General features: G+C 38.2%; 21 protein-coding genes. 13 read left to right on the top strand and 8 right to left on the bottom strand.

Features of this window, described 5'->3' with window-relative positions:
• Positions 1 to 1,278: a cell division protein FtsZ gene (gene ftsZ, locus QM538_06875; protein MDI9348210.1), complete on the top strand. Its 1,278-nt coding sequence runs from the start codon at positions 1 to 3 to the stop codon at positions 1,276 to 1,278.
• A 6-nt stretch (positions 1,279 to 1,284) separates the two neighbouring features.
• On the top strand, positions 1,285 to 2,145 hold the full coding sequence (gene lpxC, locus QM538_06870; GenBank protein MDI9348209.1) for a UDP-3-O-acyl-N-acetylglucosamine deacetylase: 861 nt from the start codon (positions 1,285 to 1,287) through the stop codon (positions 2,143 to 2,145).
• On the opposite strand, the gene QM538_06865 is transcribed toward lpxC, so the two are convergent.
• Positions 2,137 to 2,370, bottom strand: coding sequence for a hypothetical protein (locus QM538_06865; protein MDI9348208.1), 234 nt, complete (start codon positions 2,368 to 2,370; stop codon positions 2,137 to 2,139). The genes lpxC and QM538_06865 overlap by 9 nt on opposite strands.
• Before the next feature lie 43 nt (positions 2,371 to 2,413).
• Between QM538_06865 and QM538_06860 the strand changes: the two genes are divergently transcribed.
• From QM538_06860 to argJ, 3 genes are read left to right on the top strand one after another with little or no spacing between them, the layout of a single operon-like run.
• A complete protein-coding gene (locus QM538_06860) occupies positions 2,414 to 3,346 on the top strand; it encodes a M23 family metallopeptidase (GenBank protein MDI9348207.1) in 933 nt (310 codons plus the stop codon).
• Positions 3,347 to 3,352: 6 nt separating this feature from the next.
• Positions 3,353 to 5,995, top strand: a complete 2,643-nt coding sequence (gene secA, locus QM538_06855; protein ID MDI9348206.1) for a preprotein translocase subunit SecA — start codon at positions 3,353 to 3,355, stop codon at positions 5,993 to 5,995.
• Positions 5,977 to 7,170, top strand: a complete 1,194-nt coding sequence (gene argJ / locus QM538_06850) for a bifunctional glutamate N-acetyltransferase/amino-acid acetyltransferase ArgJ (protein ID MDI9348205.1) — start codon at positions 5,977 to 5,979, stop codon at positions 7,168 to 7,170. Before secA ends, argJ begins: the two co-directional genes overlap by 19 nt.
• A 1-nt stretch (position 7,171) precedes the next feature.
• Here the strand turns inward: argJ and QM538_06845 are convergent, their stop codons facing one another.
• Positions 7,172 to 7,681 (bottom strand): hypothetical protein, encoded by a 510-nt coding sequence (locus QM538_06845; GenBank protein MDI9348204.1) that lies wholly within the window; start codon positions 7,679 to 7,681, stop codon positions 7,172 to 7,174.
• 27 nt (positions 7,682 to 7,708) lie between these two features.
• Between QM538_06845 and QM538_06840 the strand changes: the two genes are divergently transcribed.
• Genes QM538_06840 through gcvPB form a run of 7 tightly spaced genes read left to right on the top strand, consistent with a single transcriptional unit; the run spans position 7,709 to position 15,401 of the window.
• Positions 7,709 to 8,968 (top strand): aminopeptidase P N-terminal domain-containing protein, encoded by a 1,260-nt coding sequence (locus QM538_06840; GenBank protein MDI9348203.1) that lies wholly within the window; start codon positions 7,709 to 7,711, stop codon positions 8,966 to 8,968.
• On the top strand, positions 8,968 to 10,017 hold the full coding sequence (locus tag QM538_06835; protein MDI9348202.1) for a hypothetical protein: 1,050 nt from the start codon (positions 8,968 to 8,970) through the stop codon (positions 10,015 to 10,017). Before QM538_06840 ends, QM538_06835 begins: the two co-directional genes overlap by 1 nt.
• A complete protein-coding gene (locus QM538_06830; GenBank protein ID MDI9348201.1) occupies positions 10,010 to 11,110 on the top strand; it encodes an FAD-dependent monooxygenase in 1,101 nt (366 codons plus the stop codon). Before QM538_06835 ends, QM538_06830 begins: the two co-directional genes overlap by 8 nt.
• A 5-nt stretch (positions 11,111 to 11,115) precedes the next feature.
• Positions 11,116 to 12,177: a glycine cleavage system aminomethyltransferase GcvT gene (gene gcvT, locus QM538_06825; protein ID MDI9348200.1), complete on the top strand. Its 1,062-nt coding sequence runs from the start codon at positions 11,116 to 11,118 to the stop codon at positions 12,175 to 12,177.
• A gap of 13 nt (positions 12,178 to 12,190) precedes the next feature.
• The gene (gene gcvH, locus QM538_06820; GenBank protein MDI9348199.1) at positions 12,191 to 12,565 is read left to right on the top strand and encodes a glycine cleavage system protein GcvH; all 375 of its coding nucleotides are present in this window, start codon (positions 12,191 to 12,193) and stop codon (positions 12,563 to 12,565) included.
• Positions 12,565 to 13,947 (top strand): aminomethyl-transferring glycine dehydrogenase subunit GcvPA, encoded by a 1,383-nt coding sequence (gcvPA, locus tag QM538_06815; protein ID MDI9348198.1) that lies wholly within the window; start codon positions 12,565 to 12,567, stop codon positions 13,945 to 13,947. The genes gcvH and gcvPA overlap by 1 nt, the downstream gene beginning before the upstream one ends.
• Positions 13,941 to 15,401, top strand: a complete 1,461-nt coding sequence (gcvPB, locus tag QM538_06810; GenBank protein MDI9348197.1) for an aminomethyl-transferring glycine dehydrogenase subunit GcvPB — start codon at positions 13,941 to 13,943, stop codon at positions 15,399 to 15,401. The genes gcvPA and gcvPB overlap by 7 nt, the downstream gene beginning before the upstream one ends.
• Here the strand turns inward: gcvPB and hemL are convergent.
• Genes hemL through QM538_06780 form a run of 6 tightly spaced genes read right to left on the bottom strand, consistent with a single transcriptional unit; the run spans position 15,398 to position 21,389 of the window.
• A complete protein-coding gene (hemL, locus tag QM538_06805; protein ID MDI9348196.1) occupies positions 15,398 to 16,666 on the bottom strand; it encodes a glutamate-1-semialdehyde 2,1-aminomutase in 1,269 nt (422 codons plus the stop codon). The two genes, gcvPB and hemL, sit on opposite strands and share 4 nt — an antisense overlap.
• Before the next feature lie 2 nt (positions 16,667 to 16,668).
• A complete protein-coding gene (gene thiE, locus QM538_06800; protein MDI9348195.1) occupies positions 16,669 to 17,289 on the bottom strand; it encodes a thiamine phosphate synthase in 621 nt (206 codons plus the stop codon).
• Position 17,290: 1 nt separating this feature from the next.
• Complete coding sequence (locus QM538_06795) at positions 17,291 to 18,043, bottom strand: bifunctional hydroxymethylpyrimidine kinase/phosphomethylpyrimidine kinase (protein ID MDI9348194.1); 753 nt, start codon at positions 18,041 to 18,043, stop codon at positions 17,291 to 17,293.
• Entirely contained in the window at positions 18,036 to 19,523 is a 1,488-nt protein-coding gene (locus QM538_06790) for an aldehyde dehydrogenase (GenBank protein ID MDI9348193.1), read from the bottom strand. Before QM538_06790 ends, QM538_06795 begins: the two co-directional genes overlap by 8 nt.
• Before the next feature lies 1 nt (position 19,524).
• A complete protein-coding gene (locus QM538_06785; GenBank protein ID MDI9348192.1) occupies positions 19,525 to 20,202 on the bottom strand; it encodes a hypothetical protein in 678 nt (225 codons plus the stop codon).
• The gene (locus QM538_06780) at positions 20,199 to 21,389 is read right to left on the bottom strand and encodes an NAD(P)/FAD-dependent oxidoreductase (protein MDI9348191.1); all 1,191 of its coding nucleotides are present in this window, start codon (positions 21,387 to 21,389) and stop codon (positions 20,199 to 20,201) included. The genes QM538_06785 and QM538_06780 overlap by 4 nt, the downstream gene beginning before the upstream one ends.
• 50 nt (positions 21,390 to 21,439) lie before the next feature.
• Between QM538_06780 and QM538_06775 the strand changes: the two genes are divergently transcribed.
• Positions 21,440 to 21,616 carry a rubredoxin gene (locus QM538_06775; GenBank protein MDI9348190.1) on the top strand — a complete coding sequence of 59 codons (177 nt, stop codon included), beginning with the start codon at positions 21,440 to 21,442 and terminating at the stop codon, positions 21,614 to 21,616.
• Positions 21,617 to 21,739 lie beyond the last annotated feature (123 nt).

Here is a 21,739-nt window from a genome sequence, read left to right as displayed (position 1 = left end):
ATGTTTGAATATGTACAAGATGAAAAAATAGTCGCACGGATCAAAATTGCAGGTATTGGTGGTGCGGGTGGTAATGCAATACTGCATATGATCAAGAGAAAATTGCAAGGAGTGCGCTTCCTGTCAATTAATACTGATAAACAAGTGTTAATGAATTGCAGCCATCCAACGCTACAAATTGGTGCTAAATTAACTAAGGGATTTGGTGCAGGTGCAAATCCAGAGGTGGGTAAGAATGCAGCAGAAGAGGATGTTGAAGCTATACGAAAAGAGTTAGCTGATGTAGATATGTTATTTATATCAGCTGGTATGGGTGGAGGTACTGGTACAGGTGCGTCACCCATTGTTGCTTCAGTTGCACGAGAAATAGGAATACTCACTGTGGCTGTTGTAACTACACCCTTTAGTTATGAAGGAGCAAAACGATCTGCTATAGCGGAACAAGGAATCCACGAGCTTGAAAAAGTAGTTGACTCAATTATTATTATCCCTAATGATAAATTGTTACTTGTGTTTGGAGGAAATCACACCTGGAAAGAAGCTAGAGAATCGTCTAACGAAGTGCTGTATGGCGCAGTTCGTGGAATAGCAGATTTAGTGACATGCGTTGGAATGATAAATATTGATTTTGCTGATTTACGTTCTGTAATGAGTGCAAAAGGAAGGGCAATAATGGGAACTGGAAGTGCGTCAGGTCAAGGTAGAGCAAGAAAAGCAACTGAACAAGCAATCACTTGTCCGCTCCTAGACCATTCTTCACTGCAGGAAGCAAAAGGTCTTTTAGTCAATATAACTTCAGATGATTCAATTACTATGGATGAAATGACGGAAATTGGCACAATGACAAAAAGTATTGCACAAGAAGATGATCAAACAGTGATAGTAATAGGCCATGTCGAAGACCAATCGTTACAAGGTGAAATTAGGGTAAGCGTTGTAGCTACAGGATTAAAATACTACAAATCATCAATCAAGCAGCAACCAGAGGCGATACCAGTACAAAAAACTGTTGTAGAAGTGGTGCAAAATCAACAGCCCCCTGAGGAGGATCTAATGGATGATAGTAAAACTCAAGATGCAATTCCAGTTTTAAATAATCCAGTTGAGACATTTAATTTAAAATCTCCTGACCCAATATCTAAACCTCAGAATAAGAAACCTACTTCTCGATTACTTGGTGTTTCCACAGATTCTGAGACAAAAGAGCGTAGCGTTACATCAAAGCATGATAAAGTAGACCTAAATATGCCAACTTTTTTGAGAAATCAGGCTAACTAGATTGATATGATAAAACAGAAAACCATTAAGCACAGTGTTTCAATCAGAGGTGTTGGCTTGCATAGTGGTAAACCTGTAGAGGTTACTTTTCATCCAGCTCCTTGTGATTATGGAATTGTCTTTAGGCGGGTAGATATGCCTCAACCTAATGAAATTCCCGCTAAGTTTGATCAAGTTAGCACTACTGATTTAGCGACAAAGTTAACATTTGGTAACTCTTCTGTGGCAACCGTAGAGCATCTTTTGTCTGCTTTTGTTGGGCTGTCATTGGATAATGTATTAGTTGAGTTAACATCTGAAGAGGTGCCAATCTTAGATGGAAGCTCTTTGTTGTTTATACAATTACTTCAAGCTGCTGGAATAGAGGAGCAATCAAAAGCAAAAAATTTTATCAAAATTACCAAGACCTGTAAGGTAGGAACTGAAGATTCTTGGGCTAGTTTAGAGCCATTTGATGGATTTTGTGTAAAATTTACCATTGAGTTTAATCACCCAGTTTTTAAAAATGGACCACAATGGATAGAGTTTCATGTTAATACTATTGCCTACGCAAAAGAAATTTCAAGTGCAAGAACTTTCGGGTTTATGAGTGATTTAGAAAAATTAAGAGCAAAAAATCTAGCACAGGGCGGTGGATTAGCAAATGCAGTGGTTCTTGATGATAGCAAAGTAATAAATAAAGAAGGTTTACGTTTTGATGATGAAATGGTTCGTCACAAAGTTCTAGATGCTATTGGAGATTTGTTTTTAATTGGAGGCACCCTGGTTGGAAAATTTAGTGGCTATAAGTCCGGACATAAACTTACTAACGAATTACTACGAAAAATACACACTGAAAACGCATGGGAAACTGTAACCTTATCTTGACTTCCATTGTATCGAAATATGTTTTGGAATACAATGTTGAGCGGCTAGGTGAAATTCAACCAGTCTGCGAATTTGATTTGGGCAAGTAATTTCTAGAATGTTGCCATTTAATTGGAAAGATGTTAGACTGGAAAGTTCTGTGGGAAGTTGAATGGAGTATGTAGAAGTGTTGCTTTCCACAGTAAAGAATTCTTTTTGTAAAATGGTACCAAATACTCTTACCATGCTATTATTTTAACCTATTGGTTTTGGTATTTGGATAAGATCAATGAATATTGTAATTTCTTTTTCTTTATTTGGACGACCTAGAGCGATAGCGATTGGTGGTCGTAGATTTCATGTTGTAGCTTTAATAGCGTCATTACTGTTACTTGTACTTGGAGGGGGGATTGGCTATTCAGTAAGCCAATATTTTTCACCATATTCGCATTTAATTGAATTATGGACAAATGAATTAAACCAACAAAAAGAAATCCTACAACAACTTACATGGGAAACAGATACGAGGGTGGAAAGTCTTGCCACCGAATTAGGTAGGCTTCATTACGAAGTTTCTAAGCTTGATTCAATTACGGTTAAACTTTCAACTGCTGCCTTACTTGATGTAAAAGCATTTATAAAAGAAAAAGAATTAAATTACCCAAAAGATATAATGCGTTTCTCTCTAGCTAATAATTCAAAAATAAAATATCAAATCATTGATCTAGACCAGCTTTACCAAACAGTAGAAAAGAGAATTGATGCTAAATCTCAGGAATTGTATTTTTTATATAGTTTGTTGCAACAACGAAAAGTTACTAACGCAACAATACCAACCGGTTACCCAATAAAAAATGGTTATATTACCTCATACTATGGCATGAGACTTCATCCACTTTCAGGACAGTTTGAATTTCATAGTGGTGTGGATATTGGATCTACAGAAATAGACGGAGAAGTATTTGCGACAGCATCAGGAATTGTAACTAGTGTCGGTTATCAGGGAGGGTATGGAAACTTGATTGAGATTGATCATGGAAATGGATTGCGAACTAGGTATGCACATAACCAAAAAATATATGTTCCTAATGGAACAGTAGTGTACCGCGGTCAACCAATTGCTAAATTAGGAAGCACTGGAGATTCTACTGGACCACATGTACATTATGAAATAGTTAAAGATAATCAATCTATAAATCCGTTAAACTATATACTTCGCTAAAATTAAATGTTTCGTACAATTCTCTCTTTATTCTTATTAAATAGAAACCAACGTCAAATCAAACGCTATCAGGCTATTGCGGAAAAAATAGATGAACGGGGTAAATCGCTACTACAGATCTCAGATGATGCTTTAAAACAACTGTTCCAAGATACGCGTGCCAATATTCAACAAGGGGCTACTTTAGAATCTCAAATGGTGGAAGTATTTGCTATTGTTAGAGAGGCAAGTACTCGTGTTTTGGGAATGAGGCATTTTATCGTCCAACTTATTGGTGGTATCGCACTCCATGAAGGGAATATTGGAGAAATGAAAACTGGTGAAGGTAAAACTTTAACCGCCACACTTCCAGCAGCATTAAATGCCTTGACCGGAAAGGGGGTACATATCGTCACGGTTAATGACTATTTAGCAACTCGTGATGCAAATTGGATGGGAAAACTATTTACCTTTTTAGGATTTTCAGTGTCATCTCTTACCACATCTTTAAGTGACCAAGAAAGAAAGTTAGCTTACCAATCAGATATTTTGTATGCAGTTAATAATGAGTTAGGATTTGATTATCTTAGGGATAATATGAAATTATTTCGAGAACACCAAGTGCAAAGACCATTTAATTATGCAATTATTGATGAAGTAGATTCTGTGTTAATAGACGAAGCAAGAACCCCTTTAATTATATCAGGACAAACGAACGAACCTAGTGAATTATACACTACCGCAAATCAATTGGTCAAGCACTTTGTGAGACAGGAAAATGAAGAAGATGTGGAAGGTGATTATTTCGCAGATGAAAAATCAAAAAGAGTACATTTGAGTGATGCTGGACACGCTAAAGCAGAGTTGCTCTATCAAAAAAATGGTGTATTAGCAGAAAATGAGAATTTATATTTTCAACACAATCTACATTTAATCCATCACTTAGAATCTGCACTTTGCGCCCATGCTCATTATGTTAAAGATACAGATTATGTTGTGCAGAATCAAAAAGTTATTCTCGTTGACGAATTTACTGGAAGGTTGATGCATGGCAGAAGACTGTCGCACGGACTTCATCAAGCTATTGAAGCAAAAGAGCTGGTACCAATCTTACCAAATTCACAAACGTTAGCCTCAATAACGTTTCAAAACTTTTTTAAAAATTATCCAAAATTAGCAGGTATGACAGGAACTGCTGACACGGAAGCACAGGAATTATATGAAATTTATTCTTTAGAAGTCGTGGTAATTCCTACTAATAAAGCGATGATTAGAAAAGACTTACCTGATTTAGTTTTTTTAGACAAGAAAAGTAAATACCAAGCAATTGTAAACGATGTATTTGAGCTGTACCAAAAAGGCCAACCTGTCTTAGTTGGAACTGCAAGCATAGAAACCTCTGAAGAATTATCAATACTCTTTAAGCAAAAGTCAATTCCACATGAAGTGCTTAATGCAAAAAAACACGATCGTGAGGCAATAATAATTGCACAGGCAGGTAGACTTAAAGCTGTAACTATTGCTACCAATATGGCAGGGAGAGGGACTGACATAATCCTTGGTGGAAACCCATCACTACTGCAAGATAACCAGTTGCCCGAAGTTAACTGGCAAGAACAACATAATGCTGTGGTTGGTTTGGGCGGGCTTCATATTATTGGAAGCGAGCGCCATGAGTCAAGAAGAGTAGATAATCAACTTCGCGGTCGTTCCGGACGCCAGGGAGACCCTGGCACTTCTAGATTTTATTTATCACTTGAAGATAATTTACTGAGAATATTTGCTTCAGAAAATGTCAGTAAATTAATGCAGTGGATTGGTTTCCAACCAGGACAATCCATCGAACACCCTTTACTTTCCAAGACAATTGAATCGGCACAAAGAAAAGTTGAAGTACATAATTTTCAATTAAGAAAAAATTTACTTGAGTATGATACGATTTCTAATGATCAAAGAAAGGTTATTTATGGACAGCGAAGTGCGGTATTAGAAAAACAAAACCTTGAGCAATTAATTGAAGATATAGTTAATGGTGTTATTGATCAATTAATTTCTTCATATGCCCCTGAAACATTGTCAATTGAAGATTGGCATCTGGCATCATTAGAACAAGTTTTAGAGCAACAATTTTTTATTAAAGCATCATTTGTTACCATTATGCAAGAAGAGTCATTCGTATCCATTCGAGACACAGTTACGAAATTATTTAATAATGAAATGCAAAAAAAACGAGAATCTTTTGGCCAGGAGCAATATCAAAACCTGCTTAGACAAATTATGCTCATTATTCTTGATAAATATTGGAAAGATCATCTTATTAATTTAGAAGAGCTTATGAGAGGTATTCACCTTAGAGGTTATGCTTCTAAAAATCCTAAACATGAATACAAAAGAGAAGCATTTGAATTATTTGTAAAGTTACTTGAGCAGATGCGATTTGAAATTGTAGGGGTCTTAATGCAACCTATCATCAAACATGAGCAGCTTGAGGAAATTAATACTAGTCAATTACAAACTACCCATCAAGAGGCCTCACTAACTGAATCACCTAAATCTATCGAAGAAGTTAAAAAAATATCTCCTATTGTTTCTGGAGATAAAGTGCAAAGGAACGATCCTTGTCCCTGTGGTTCGGGTCTAAAGTATAAAAAATGCCACGGCAAAGTATAGATACATTATTGTTTGCAACTGAATACGCAAATATAAAAATCGCTAATCTCACTAAGGATGATTTGCTTCTGGTTCAAATTCCAAAAGGAAGCACTGTTTGTCAAGTATTAACGACTAATGCCCTAAAGGCAGCGCCCGTGCTTGTGGCAAAACAGCATTTAAGTAAAAATAAACACCCAGCGTACTTACTCTTTAATTCAGGAAACGCCAATGCTGCAACTGGTAAACGAGGAATTGAAGATTGCTTTACCATATGTGCAGAAGTGGCTACTTTACTTGGCATTCACCCCCATTTAATTTTACCGTACTCCACTGGCGTTATCGGTGAGTCAATGCCACTTGAGCGAATTCTTCCCAAACTTCCATCTCTTGTTTCAAAGCTAGGCAAGGCATCAATAGAACAGGCAGCTACTGCAATTATGACAACTGATACTTATCCAAAACATCTTTCTGTGCATGAAACTGTAGATCGTCATCCTACCTTAATCCAAGCGTTTGCGAAAGGCGCAGGAATGATACATCCGAATATGGCAACTTTACTTGGATGCATCTCGGTGCAAGCAAATTGTAGTTTACCAATCTTAAAAAAGATATTCAAAAATGCAATTAAAAATACTTTTAATAGAATAACTATTGACGGTGACACTTCAACAAATGATAGTTTTGTTTGTGTGGCCATCCCACACCCAACGCTTACCATATCAACTAAAAAACAGCAAGTGGAACTTGAATCAATTCTTACCACTCATCTAAACACACTTGCCATGGATATTGTCAGAGATGGGGAAGGGGCTACACTCATCATTACCATTAAAATACACAAAGCAAAAAATTATAGACAAGCCGAACTCGTGGCTCAGAGTATTGCGCTTTCACCATTAGTTAAAACAGCAATGCATGCTAGAGATCCTAATTGGGGTAGAATTGCGGCTGCCATAGGTAAAGCTGACCAGTCAATTAAAATGGACAAGGTCTCTATTGCGGTTAATTCTATCATTTGTTTTTCTAGGGGTGAAAGAGATACAAAATATCAAGAACATATTCTAAAAGAGAAAATAGCCCAAGGAGATATTTGTATTGATGTGTACCTTAATCAAGGAAACGCATCATTCTCTTATCAAACCTGTGACTTAAGCGCTGAGTATGTTCGAATCAATGCTGATTATAGAACTTAATTCAGTTAACTTTAGTTATTAAAACCGTTCCTCTTTTTATATCTTGCTCAATTCTTATCTTGTCACCTGGAATGAATGGAGAACTTCCCGGTTGAAATCGTTGTAACACTAATATTTTCTTACCATTTTCTAATGTTATGAGTAATTCCTGACCGTTAACATTATTAGTTGAATAATTGTAGTCGATGGTATTGTTGTCTATGAGTGATCCAATTGACGCACCAGCTAGCCCTCCAGCGACAGCTCCAAGCACATCATTATTTCTTGAGCCAATTATGAAACCAAGAATTGCACCTGTAGCGGCAGCTCCCCGCGCTGAAGATTTTCTTGTTGGCTTACCTATGGCTATAAATTTTGTCTCGCTAATGACTCCAAAATCCAATTCCTTATATTCTGATTCGTATTTATTTGATTGAGTATTAGATCGAGAGCAGGCTGATAGTGTTATTGCGCCAATACATAAAGTGAAAAAAATAGCTAAGGTTGTTTTATAGTTGATATATGCTTTCATGGTAGTTTTATTATAATATACTTGGCTGTGAACAATAAGTATTTTAGAAGAAGACGGGAAAATCTATTTAATCAGATGATTCCTCGATCTATAGCTATTGTTGGCTCATCAGATTTGGTAGAACGAAATGGCGGATCAAATTATCGTTATAGACCACATAGTACGGTCTATTATCTAACCGGAATATCAACTGAACCTTTTGTGGCGGTGTTTTATTGCGATGAATCTGGAAAAAGAAACTACTGGTTGTTTGCTAATCAACGAAATGAGCAAAAAGTGCGCTGGGAAGGTGAAAAAATAAATATTGCTGAGGCAGAGCAGCATGGGTTTGATCATGCCTTTGCATTACCTGACTTGGTAAAAGTTCTACAGGAAAAAACTAAAGATTGTAAATATTGCTATTTTCAAGGCAATGCAGATTTGCACAGCACTATCAAACAGATTTACAACGCAGTGGAAGTGACACCCTTAGAGATTCTCGTTAATGAAATGAGACTAATTAAACATACTTCTGAACTTAGAGCAATGAGTCAAGCAGGGCGAGTAGCCTTGGCTGGACATAGGGCATGTATGGAAAAAGCGAGAGATGGCCTGGGGGAGTACCAACTCCACGCTTTACTTTTGCAAGAATTTTACTCGCATGGGATGGAGGAAGCGTATCCTAGTATAGTTGCATCAGGTGAGCGCGCTTGTGTGCTTCATTATCATGATAATAATCATAAAATTAAAAATGGTGAATTAGTGTTAATTGATGCGGGTGCCGAAAGCAATTATTACAGTAGTGATATTACTAGAGTTTTTCCAGTCAGTGGTAAGTTTACTACACCGCAGCGACAGGTATATGAATTAGTTCTATCAGCGCAAAATAGCGCAATTGAAAAAGCCACCACTGCCCATACCATTGCGGATGTGCATCATGCAGCAGTAGAAGTGCTTTGCCATGGATTAATTGATTTAGGTATTCTTGGAGTGAGTTTTGAAGAGGTAATAGAAAAAAAGTTATACCTGCATTACTACATGCATGGCACAAGCCATTGGCTAGGTATGGATGTGCATGATCCGGGGGATTATCAAATTGACAATCAACCAAGACTGCTCGAAGTGGGTATGGTTATTACCGTTGAGCCGGGTTTATATTTAAACCATCCTAGCGTGCCTTTGGCGTTTAAAAATATCGGAATTCGCATTGAAGATGATGTTGCGATAACAAACACCGCTCCATGCGTAATTAGCAAAGGATCTTATCGCACTGTGGATGAGATTGAATCGCTCTGTGTTAGAGATTAATGGCGAGTAACATTAACACTGATGTGGCAATCCTTGGTGCAGGATTTGCATCTTTAATTTATGCGATCTCAACGAGAATGAATAAAAAAATAACTATTTATGAATCTAAAAAAATACTTTCTTATGATTCACTTGATCGGCAATTGGTGTTATCTGCTACCAGTGTTTCATTGCTCCGATCATGGGGGCTTACCCTTCAATATGCAATCAAACTTTCACTTGTCACCATAAAAATTCCTGGATTTTATCGCACGATTAGATTTAGCAACCATGATAGTGTGTGTGGGGATATTGGATATTCAGTTTCAGCCACTTCATTCTTACATGAGCTCCATGAACTATGTAGAAAAAAAAATCTATCAATTATTGATGCTTGTCCTGTCAGCGCTATTGCCTATGAAAATAAACAATTTAAATTACAATCGCCGCATGGTGAAATACAGACAGATTCATTAATAATGACTGGTGGGGATCTAGCTTTAATAACATCTCTCGGTGTGAAATCGAGAGATTTAGGACATTGGTATATCGCAACTGGTAAATATAACAGCAATTCTTTAGTAAGCGATCAAACTATGCTTTTACTGGGCAAGCAAGTGTCTATCGCACTGGTGCCCTGTGGAAATGGCATGGTGCAACTCGTAGCAGTTTCTTTTTTTCCGATTAATAATGACTTGATTTTTGAGGTGATATCTGATTATGTGATTAAACCAGTAACAATGCCAAACCATTTTCCCATCAACTGTTTTTTGGTCACTTCTCCACCAAAATATCCAGCGATATTAATTGGCAATGCCCTTGCAACCTTACCACCAGTTGGTGCAAGTGGCCTTAATGCCACAATCAGAGATTGTCACTGGTTATTAGAACATGGACGCGATATTGATACCTATATGCAGCAACGACTTCAAGAACGAAAACCTCTTATTTCTTTAATTTCACTATTGATTACCCATTCAACAGTAGGACAGATTGTCAAGAAATTAGGAACAGTAATGCTCGCTAATTCTTTTTTAATGAGAAAATACCTAGTGTCACTCTATGGTTAGTCGTTCAAATAAAATCTGTATTATTGGTAGCGGCCTCACGGCAAAATTGAGTGCGATTATCACTTCGAGGTATGGTGCATCAGTAACACTATATAGAGATTCTTCTCGCGTAGGACAGAGCCAGCGACTTTACGCATTAAATTATTTTTCACAATGTTTTTTATCCCACAGTAAGGTTGAGGTTGATTATGCTGAGCAATTTTCTTCGATTGAAACTTGGGTTGATGGTTCTGATCTATCAATTACATTTTTATCTACCACACTCGGTGTACCCCAGTTAGGTGGATTAGTGTCGCATGGTGTGTTGGATATGGCGTTAGATGTGGCCATTAGTAAAAGTAATATTCAGATTATTGATATTGAGCAAAAACAAGATTCTGTTGAGCTATTAAATTCTTGTATGAAAGAATATTCTATGGTACTAGTGGCGAATGCAAAAAGCTGCCCTCTTTTTTCATATTATCAAATTCCTTACCATCAGAAAATAACTACTGCTCAAGTCAGTTTATTAAAGCATAAACAACAAAGGCTATATCAATCATTTGATAGTAATCAGAGCGTTGGGCTTTTGCCATTTAGTGAAAACCAAGCCTCATTAATTTATTCCAGCAATAAGGATAGTTCTCAAGACTTACTAGCAAGTTGTGAAAAATTGTTTAACAAAAGAATTTCTCTACAATCTGTAACTCAAGTTGAAACTATACCAGAAGTAACTTTTAGAATCGCAAAAAAAACTGTCCATGATAATGTTATAGTGCTTGGAGATAGTTGCGATACTATTCACCCACTTGCCGGACAAGGGTTAAATCAGGCCATTAGCTCAATATTTTATTTAGACTATGTTGTGGCAAAATCTAACAATACATTAGATCTGGCAACCTTTCAAAATTACCAGTATTTATTTTTTGCCAGAGTCAGGCCGAGAAGTTTAGCAGTGCATGGATTTGCAAAGATTTTGGGACTACCTACTTCTGCTCTAAAATCACTGTTTGTACTAGGAGAAAAGATGCCGCTTTTGGAGCAAAATTCTCTTACCAATGCGCTTGGTATGAGAGAAGTCAAGCTTCTAAAATCATTTGAGAGGGTAAAATAGATACCATGAAAATGATTTTAAAAGAAACACCACTCCATAGTTGGCATAAGGACCAAAAAGCTCATTTTGGCGCTTTTGCAAATTATGATATGCCAATGCATTATGGTTCGGCGTTACAGGAACACTACGCAGTACGAAAAAATGCCGGGATGTTTGATATTTCTCATATGCGTTTTGTCAGCATTTCTGGAAATGACGCACTTTCTCAGCTTGAATTGCTTTTAGCAAATGATGTATTTAAGTTACAAGTAAGTGGAAAGGCTTGTTATGGCTGCATGTTGACCGAAAATGGTGGGGTTATAGATGATTTAATTACTTATTTTGAAAATACCAACCAATACTATCTAGTTTTAAATGCCGGTTGTGCAGAAAAAGATTTGCAATGGATAAAAAATCACACCAACCAATTACATATTCAAGATTTTCCAGAACGGGCCATGATAGCAGTGCAAGGACCAAATGCTATCACTATTTTTGTTACATTATTTCCAGAGTATAAAATGGTTCAGGCGCTTAATTCCTTCAGTGGAAAAATGTTTTCTGATTGTTTTATTGCGCGTACCGGCTATACTGGAGAAGATGGAATTGAGTTGGTTTGTGAGCCTAAGAATGCTCAAAGAATTTGGCAAAAACTTTTTACTGCTGGAGTTGTGCCTTGTGGACTAGTTGCTAGAGATAGTCTGCGCTTGGAAGCTGGACTTAATCTCTATGGTGCTGATATGGATGAGACAGTGTTACCGATTGAATGTGGGTTACGTTGGACCGTGGATATGAAGCGAGACAGAAATTTTATAGGAAAAAAAGCTATTTTAGCAGCTAACCCTGATACGCTACGAAAGCAAGTTGGTCTTCGGCTTTCAAAACAAAACATCGCTCGTCATGGAGCAAAGATTCTGGAAGGAGGTGTTGTTACTAGTGGAGGATACGCCCCAAGTCTAGATTGTGCGGTAGCTTTTGCTCTTGTTCCACAAGCATTAACAGATTCAGAAACACTTAAGGTAGAAGTTAGAGGCGTTTCATACCCCGCATCGGTTTGTTCAACAAGATTTTATAAAAGAATACAATAACTAGGAGTTGCACATGAGCCAAAGAAAGTACACCAAAACACATGAATGGATTGTAAAAAATGAAAATGGGAATTATCGAGTTGGTATTAGCGATTTTGCACAGAATAGCTTAGGGGATGTTGTCTATGTAGGTATTCCTGCAGTTGGTTCCGCTTTCAAGATCTCGCAAAATTGCGTTGTCATTGAGTCAGTTAAAGCCGCCAGTGATATCTACGCCCCATGTAGTGGGACAATAGTCGCTGTCAACGAATCACTCCTTGATAATCCTGAAAAAATAAATGCCTCTCCTTATGATCAAGGTTGGATTTTTGAAATGAAACTTGATCAAGAAAGTGAATTACAATTATTGCTGGATGAAGCTAGCTATCAAAATCATATTAAAAACTAATGCCATTTATTCCGCACACTAAAACAGATATCACTCAGATGCTTTCTGCAATTGGGGTAAATTCTATTGAAGAGCTCTTTAATGAGATACCATTAGAACATCGGGTAGCGCAATCTACGGTGCGCATTCCAGAAGGCATCTCTGAGCAAGAGCTATATATTCTCATGAACCAGTTAGCAGAAAAAAATAATATAGCAACTAATTTTATTGGTTCTGGTAACTATGATCATTTTATCCCTGCCGCAGTTTGGCAAACTGCAAGCCGAGGGGAGTTTTATTCTGCTTATACACCATACCAGCCTGAGGTAAGTCAAGGCACTTTGCAGACAATTTTTGAATTTCAAACAATGATGACTGAGCTTACCGGATTAGAAGTGAGTAATGCGTCACTCTATGATGGGGCGTCGGCGTTAAGTGAGGCAATTCTGATGGCAGTTAGAATTAATCCGGAAAAAAGAACCATACTTATCCCAGAACTATTACATCCACACTACACTCAAACTTGCCTTACCCTTACCTATAATCAGAATATTACAATAACTAAAATCCCATGCACTAATTCTGCAATGATTGATAAGGTTTCATTAGAAAAAAAATTGCAAAAAAATAACAACTGCGCACTCGTAATACCTTTTCCAAATTATTTCGGCGTCTTTGATGATGTGGATGCGCTTGTAGATCTTGCCGATCGATACCATTGTTCCGTTATCGCGGTCGTCAACCCAATGGTACTTGCTAGCTTAAAACCTCCTGGATTATGGGGAACTAAAGGTGTTGATTTTGCTTGCGGAGATGGGCAACCGCTTGGAATACCACTTTGCGCCGGTGGTCCAAGCTATGGTTTTTTGTGTTGTCGTATGGCTGCAGTTAGACAAATGCCGGGTAGAATTGTTGGTAAAACTGTAGACTCTACTGGGAAAGAGGGATTTGTGTTAGCCCTACAAGCTCGAGAGCAACATATTAGACGAACTAAAGCTACTTCCAACATTTGTACTAATCAAGGTCTGGCAGTAACTGCATCAACAATTTATATGGCACTCATGGGATCAAAAGGCCTGCATGCTACTTTTTGCAAAAGTAATTTTCAAGCAAAAAAATTATTTACCAAGTTAAAGACGATTCGTGGTGTTTCAATACCTCTGAAAAATTATGGCTATGAAACTATTGTCACACTACCTGTTAATGCAAAACTATTCTTACAGGCGATGGCAAAAAAAGGTATCTTAGCAGGGACGCTACCTAATCCAATGGTGTCTTCTGCTTTATCTAACATCGTTGGTAAATCCATGCTATTAAAAACAATGCTAGTTGCTGCGACAGAAAAAAGAACAGATGAAGAGATAGCTACCTATATACAATATGCCAAGCAAACATTATGCTAATATTTGAACAATCAACTCAGCACAGAGCGAATCACCATCTCTATCCTCACGAGTGCGATCAACTTTCTACCAATATTCCGCAATCGTTGCAACGCATGAACCCTCCAGGGCTTCCTGAAGTCTCGGAATTAGAAGTGGTACGGCATTATACCAAGCTATCACAAAAAAACTTTTCAATAACAACCCAGATTTACCCTCTTGGTTCATGCACCATGAAATATAACCCATGGGCATGCCATCAACTTGCTATGCTTCCTAATTTTCTGCAAGTGCATCCACTTGCACCTGATTCACATATGCAAGGTACTTTGCAGGTTATGTTTGAGCTACAAGAGATGCTTGCTTCGCTTTCTGGTATGGCTGGCTGTAGTTTAAGCCCTATGGCTGGTGCACAAGGAGAGTTAGCAGGTTTGCTCATGATTAAAAAATATCTTAAGCAAAAAAAACTACACCATAAAAATATAGTCCTAGTACCACAATCAGCCCATGGCACAAATCCTGCCACTGCACGAATGTGTGGTTTTGAGATTGTAGAAATTGCAAGTGACAGCAGAGGAAATGTTGATCTTGATAATTTGAAACGAAATATTAACGACGCTACAGCGGCAATAATGTTAACTAATCCCTCAACCTATGGATTGTATGAAGAGCATATATCCACAATAGCTACATGTATCCACGAAGTGCAGGGTTTGTTGTATTACGATGGGGCAAATCTTAATGCCTTACTGGGCAAGGTCAGACCAGGAGATATTGGTTTTGATGTTATGCATACCAATCTACATAAAACCTTTGCGACACCTCATGGAGGTGGTGGCCCAGGTTCAGGAGCGGTATTATGTTCTAAGCGATTACTCCCGTACCTGCCTGCTCCTAGGGTATACAAAGATAAACAGAAATACAGAATAAGTAATGAGAAAGAGTTCTCTCAGTCGATTGGTAGACTTTCAGGAGGCATAGGTAATGTTGGTGTACTTTTGCGCGCCTATAGTTATATTAGACTTTTGGGAAAACAAGGAGCATCTCGAGTTGCTGAATTTGCTGTGTTAAATGCAAATTACTTACTTCGCCAACTTGAAAAAGCCGGATACTCTCCAGCATTTCCAAATCGCAACGCTGGCCATGAATTTATTATCACCCTTGCACCTGAGTTAAAACAGCATGGCATTACCGCGTTGCATATAGCAAAAAATTTACTAGACTACGATATTCACCCACCCACTACTTATTTTCCACTCCAGATACCAGAATGTTTGCTTTTTGAACCTACTGAAACTGAAAGTAAGCAGGCGTTAGATTCAGTTATTGCTGCTTTAATTGATATTCGTAGACGCATCTCCAGTGAGCCCGAGAAATTGAAATCCGCACCGCATACACAAAGATTAAATAGATTAGACGATACTCGCGCTTCACATCCAAAACATCTTTGCTTAAGACACCAAAATAAAAACTAAATTATTTTTAAGGCGCGCTCAAAAGCCACAGCAGTTTTTTCCAAGACAGCTTTATTGTGAGCAAATGAAATAAATCCCGCCTCGAAACTGCTTGGCGCCAGTGAAATGCCTTCTTGTAATAATAAAGTAAATAGTCTATTAAAGAGTTTTTGATTAGATTTATTTACATCTTCTAAATCATAGGCTTCAGTAATGCCAAGATGAAATCCAAACATACCACCTAAACCGTAGTAGCAATGTTCAATACTTTTTTTGGTAAGTGCGCTTGTAATAATTTGCTTTAAGGAACTGTTGATTGAAGAGAGTTTAGCATAGTTTAATCTCTGTAATTCTTTTAAGACTGCAATGCCAGCTGACATAACGATAGGGTTTCCAGATAATGTTCCAGCTTGGTATACACCTCCCATCGGAGCAAGGTGATCTAAAATCGCATCTCTTCCAGATAAACATCCGATCGGCAACCCACCACCGATAACTTTTCCATAACATGCTAAATCTGCATTAATGGTATAGACTTCGCAGGCCCCACCTTTAGCTACTCTAAATCCTGTCATGACTTCATCAGCGATAAGCAAGGACCCATAAGCTTTACATAAAGATTGCATCGTATCTAAAAATTCTTGTTTAGGAAATATAAAATTCATATTTCCACAAATTGGTTCAAAAATGATACCAGCAATCTCCCCACCTTGTTGCCTAAATACTTCTTGCAGCGCTTCGTAATTGTTATAAGGAACTGTAATCGTATCAGCAATGGTACCTTCTGGAACTCCCAATGATGATGAAGTGGCGACTCCGTGGGTTAGCATTCCAGAACCAGCCTTTACTAAAAATGGATCAGCATGACCGTGGTAACATCCTATAAATTTAACAAACTTCTTTCGTTTAGTGTAACCTCGAGCCAGTCTTAAAGCTGTCATAGTGGCTTCAGTGCCAGAATTAACAAAACGAAACCGATTAAAGTGAGGTAAAAATATTTTCATTTGTTTTGCCATTAGCACTTCAAGCTCACTCGTCGCTCCAAATCCAAAGCCCTTAGTAGATTGTTTTCGCACCGCATTTATAATTGATGAATGCGCATGACCTAAGATAACCGCTCCCCAAGAGCAAACATAATCAATGTATTTTTTACCCTTGACATCAACAACTATTGCACCTTTTCCTTTGTCAAAAAATACCGGCTCACCACCTACTGATGAAAATGATCGCACCGGAGAATCCACCCCACCCACGAGCACGCTTAAAGCTTCATTCCAAATATTCATAATTATTTACTGGTATATTCTACCAATTCTTTTAAATACGCTTCACTAGATGCAACATAATCACTAGCACCGAGTATTCCTCTCACAACACATATACCATCAGCGCCTGCCCCTAGTAATTTTCTAGTATGTTGAGGTTCAATACCACCAATAGCAAAGACAGAGCAATTACCTGAGATATCTTTAGCCCAACTAAGCAAATCGTGAGTAGCGCGAGGAGCGTGAGGCTTGGTTGGAGTTGGAAAAAACGCGCCGAAAGAAATATAGGAAACCTCCGCCTCCATTGCTGCCAGAGCCCTTGATTGTGCATTGTAACAAGAACTACCTACTATGATATTTTTACCTAACTGCTTTCTTACCGAACCAATATCACCATCATGCTCCCCAACATGCAATCCCTCAGCGCCGAGTTCCAAACATAACCAAATATGATCATTGATAATTAATGGCATACCCCATTTTCTTGTAAACTTCAGTAGTGCCCTAGCGCGCACTCTCGCTTGCTCTGGCGTTGCTCCTTTATCACGATATTGCAACGCACACCAACCAGGTGACTGATCAAACACATCTAAAGTTTCTGGAACAAAATCATCAGGAGTAATCACATACAGCCCTGTAAGCATGCTAAAACCTATGTAATAAACTTGAACCACTCATGGCAACACTTTTAGTTATGCATGATACCACATAGCTATTAGCGTTAATGGTGGCGTCATGCAGATTGCACCCCTTAATTAGATTGCAAGTCAGTGCACTGGCAAAAGTACAGCCACTACCATGAAAGCTACCTGCAATTCTATTATGTGCAATGGTAGTTATTTTCTCAGGTGTAGCAATAACTGTTTTCACTTCACTGCTCGCAGCATCTCCACCAGTAATAACAACCCCAGCACATCCATACGTGAGTAATGCATCAACACCGTGCATCCCAGTTAACCCAGTTAAAAATTCTACTTCATTCCAATTTGGACAGAGGATAACCCCAAGGGCGCATAATTTTTTATACCCTACAATAATAGATTTATTAACAATACGTTTACCTCCTAAACCACTACACACCACTGGATCTACCACACAAAGAGCTGAGGTTTCTTTTTTTATCTGCGCAACTAATCCAATCTGAGACACAGAGCCCAGCAAACCAACTTTCAGAACAGAAATCATAGGCTCTATTGATAATGCTTTCCATTGTTCTCGTAATAATCCCACCGCAACAGATTTAGATTTCATAAAGCGAGTAAAGTTCTGAACCGTTAAGCAAGTAATCAGACCATAACTCCTACAGCCGTAATGAGCAGCTACCTCACAATCAGCAATCATTCCCGCACCTCCACTGGCATCAAAACCACTTATAAATAAAATATAAGGATTATTCATTGGTGATTGAACCTAGCTTTATCATTGGGAAGTCAGTGGTTGGAATAGTAATTGTTTTTTCTTCAGTAAATAGGGCTCTACTCCATACCCCTCCATCACGACCTACTCCAGAATTCTTATAGCCACCAAAAGGCGCACGAAGTTCTCTGGTTAGTGGTGTGTTTACCCAGATTACTCCAGCTTGCACCTGAGAGAGTACTTGCATGATTCGTTTAATCTGGCTAGACCAAATGTAACAAACTAATCCAAATTCACTTTGGTTGGCTATTGAGATGGCTTCATCAATGTTTGAAAAGCGTAGTAAGGCAACAAATGGACCAAATATTTCTTCTTGGCAAAGTATATGGGCAGTATTGTGGGTGGAAATAATGGTAGGTTGAATATAGAAACCTTTTTTAAATCCGCTAGCGCTCTCACCTCCATAGAGGATGGTAATATCTTTTGCTTCTTTTGCGATAGAGATATAGTTGGAGACTTTATTAAATTGCTCTTTAGAAAAGATGGGACCAAGCTCAGTAGTAGGCAGGAGAGGGTCGCCGATGCGAAGTTGTGAAACCCGTTTTATGAAGCGATTGGTAAAATCTTCGTAGATGGAATCTTCTAGCAAGATGCGAGAGCCAGCAAGACATTGTTGTCCGTTATTTGAAAATATTGAAAGTAGAGCACCATCAAGCGCTCTATCAAGGTCTGCATCTGCGCAAATAATATTAGCTGATTTTCCACCCAATTCATACACCGCTTTTTTGAGGGTTTGTCCAGCAATAGCACTTATTTCTTTACCTGTGGCTGTGCCGCCGGTGAAGCAAAGCGAACGAATAAGAGGGTGAGAAACAATAGCATTGCCAGTTACAGCGCCTCGTCCATTAACCATATTTATTACACCATGTGGAATACCTGCTTCTCGAGTAAGCTCTAATAAGATTGTAAAACTTAATGGCGTAAATTCACTTGGCTTAAACACACAACTATTGCCAAAGGCAATTGCACCTGCTATTTTCATACTTGCTAACGCTAAAGGCGCATTCCAAGGTGCAATTAATCCTGCTACGCCAACAGGCTCATGTCTAACAAACGTTAGGTAATGAGGGTTTTGTTCAAATACCGGACTGCTAGACTGTGAGATAAACTCAGCAAAAAATTCAAAATTTTGGGCAGCTCGGGGGATATGTCTTGATAATACTTGGGAGATAGGAATACCTGTGCATGCCACTTCTTTTTGAGCAAGCAAATCTTGATTTTTTCTAACTAATGTTGCTAGCTGAAACAATGCCTTTTTTCTGAGCTCAATGTTTTTTGACCAATCTCCGCGAGCAAAGGTTTGCTGCGCCGCTAGGACTGCTTGATGCACTTCGTTATGATCGGCTTCTTGAACATGCCCGAGTGTTTCTTCAGTAGCTGGATTAATAAAAGGAATGCGGAAACCATCGTCTTTAACTTTAACCCACTCCCCATTAATGTAGCTAGTAACTAGAATAGACATATTATCGGCGTTGCTGTATTCCTATCTCAGCTAATACTAAATTGGATGAAATAATTGGTATCTTGGTGTTTTGGTACTGGGCTAAGAGCTCAAGAGAAGGTAAGCCTGTGCCGGTAATTAAAATACAATCGGCTTGTTGAGTGAGTAGCGACTCAATACCGTCCCTTGTATCATTATTTGATAATGTGTAAATAGAAGTGGTGTCCGAAAATTCTTTTAAGTGATTAATCTGCTCTACTGCAGTAATAACAAATCCATTTGATTCATAATAGTCAATTGCTTTTTCAGTAAGCCAGTTAGGATAAGGGCTAAGGATAGCTATTTTTTTATATGAGTTTGAATGTAAATAATTTATTATCGCGTCACTGGCAAGAAGTAAAGTGGTTTTTGGGAATAGTTTACTAAATTGATTAAGTATTGTTTCTCGTTCTTGTTCCGTGATTAAATAGCTACTTGCTGTACATGCAAACCACAATGATTGAACATTCAAAGTAGCGAACTGTTGTCGCATTAGTTTAGGTAGTTGTAAAAGATATTCTCGTATTCGTACTTTAGCGTCCGCATATTCGTTATGCAGTCTCATAACTACATACCTAATTTCCAAGCCAAGAAGTTTTCTCATCTCTTGCTCTACACAAAAATTTGATTGAGGGGTGGCGATGCCTATTAGATTTTTCATAGTCTTTGATTAAATGCCTCCAGCATACTTGTTTTCATTAGAAATTTCTTGCAGGCAACCTTGTCATGTGCAATATCTTGCAATCGTTTGAGCTCATGTACTCTAGCAATGGGGTCTAATAGGTTCATTCTTTTTCGGTTTTCATCTGCTTGCGCGAGAATTGCATATTCTACTATTGGTCTTCGATGTGCTGTGTAAGATTGCAGTGGAGTTAAGGATTGTTTTTGATATACTTGATTGAGCAATGTACAGGCATACCATACATCGTGGATACCTCCATTCATACCCATTCCGCCCGATGGACTGGTTAAGTGTGCGCTATCACCCGCAAATAAAACCCTTCCTTCTTGAAAATTGTTGAGTAGCTTCTTATGAATGGTATAGGCTCTAGATTCAAATACTACATAGGCGCTCCCTTTATTGTAGATTCGTTGTAATTTAGATTCTATGGTAGATGGTTGTATTGCGGTTTCTATCGTTTCACCTTGGTCAATATGTAAACTTACTCTCCATCGATCTGGTAAGCGAAGTAATGTGTAGGTACCAAAATTACTCCAAGTATAATTAATTGAAGCTAAAGAGGGGAGGTAATCTTCAAATCGAGTATTCGTGGTAGCGACAATAGTGGTTTCTGGATAGGTAATACCTTCAAAAGAAAGTTTTGTGCAGGATCGTAAGGCGCTATGTGCACCATCACAAGCTAATACAAAATCAGCTTCAATTAAAGTTTTTTCGCCTTGTAAATAGGAAACAAGAGTTACCTGAGAAGATGTTTGCTCAATAGCCACTACTTCACATGACTGCCAAAATGGAACAGCCTTTGCTAATAATTCTTGCCTTATAATCTCACAAAGTTTAGATTGTTCGGCTTGCAGTCGGTAGGGATACTCGGTTTCAGTTTTAAGTATGCTTAAATCAAAGGTTGCAGACTCACCAGTTTCGTGGAGACGAATTTGCCAGGTAGGGCATCTGATACCCAAATCAGATAATTTCTGAAAAACCTGTAGTTGATCTAACATTTCAAGTGTCGGAGGATGGAAGGTGCTGGCTCGTAAATCATTGCTACCATGTGAGGCCTTATCTACGATTAATACATCTATACCGAGCATGGAAAGACGCAATGCCCCAACTAGCCCAACCGGCCCAGCGCCGACTATTACTACTGAAAATTTATTTTTTTTACTCATCCTAGGTATTTTATATAAAAAAACATTGATTGAAGTGTAAAATAAACAGTATGAATGAGCCGTTTAAAATTTTAATGTGTACAGTCTGTGGTTGGACCTATAATGAGGCCTTAGGTGCGCCTGATGAAGGGATTGCGCCAGGCACTAGATGGGCAGATGTTCCAGAAAATTGGACCTGTCCAGAATGTGGCGCGGTAAAAGATGATTTCCAGATGATTGAAGCATAATCTATCGATGGATCGTTATAGCAGTTCAATCTAAATTCCTTATATTTAATTTCTATGATAAAATATAGCTAAAAATAAACCACAACCATTAGGATTCTTATGATAACTAGCACTCATACCAAA

The organism is Candidatus Methylacidiphilales bacterium, from assembly GCA_030054035.1.
In the GTDB taxonomy this organism is placed as follows: Bacteria; Pseudomonadota; Gammaproteobacteria; order JASGCS01; family JASGCS01; genus JASGCS01.
The sequence above is the reverse complement of the archived record's forward strand: the minus strand, read 5'-3'. Positions and strand labels throughout refer to the sequence as shown.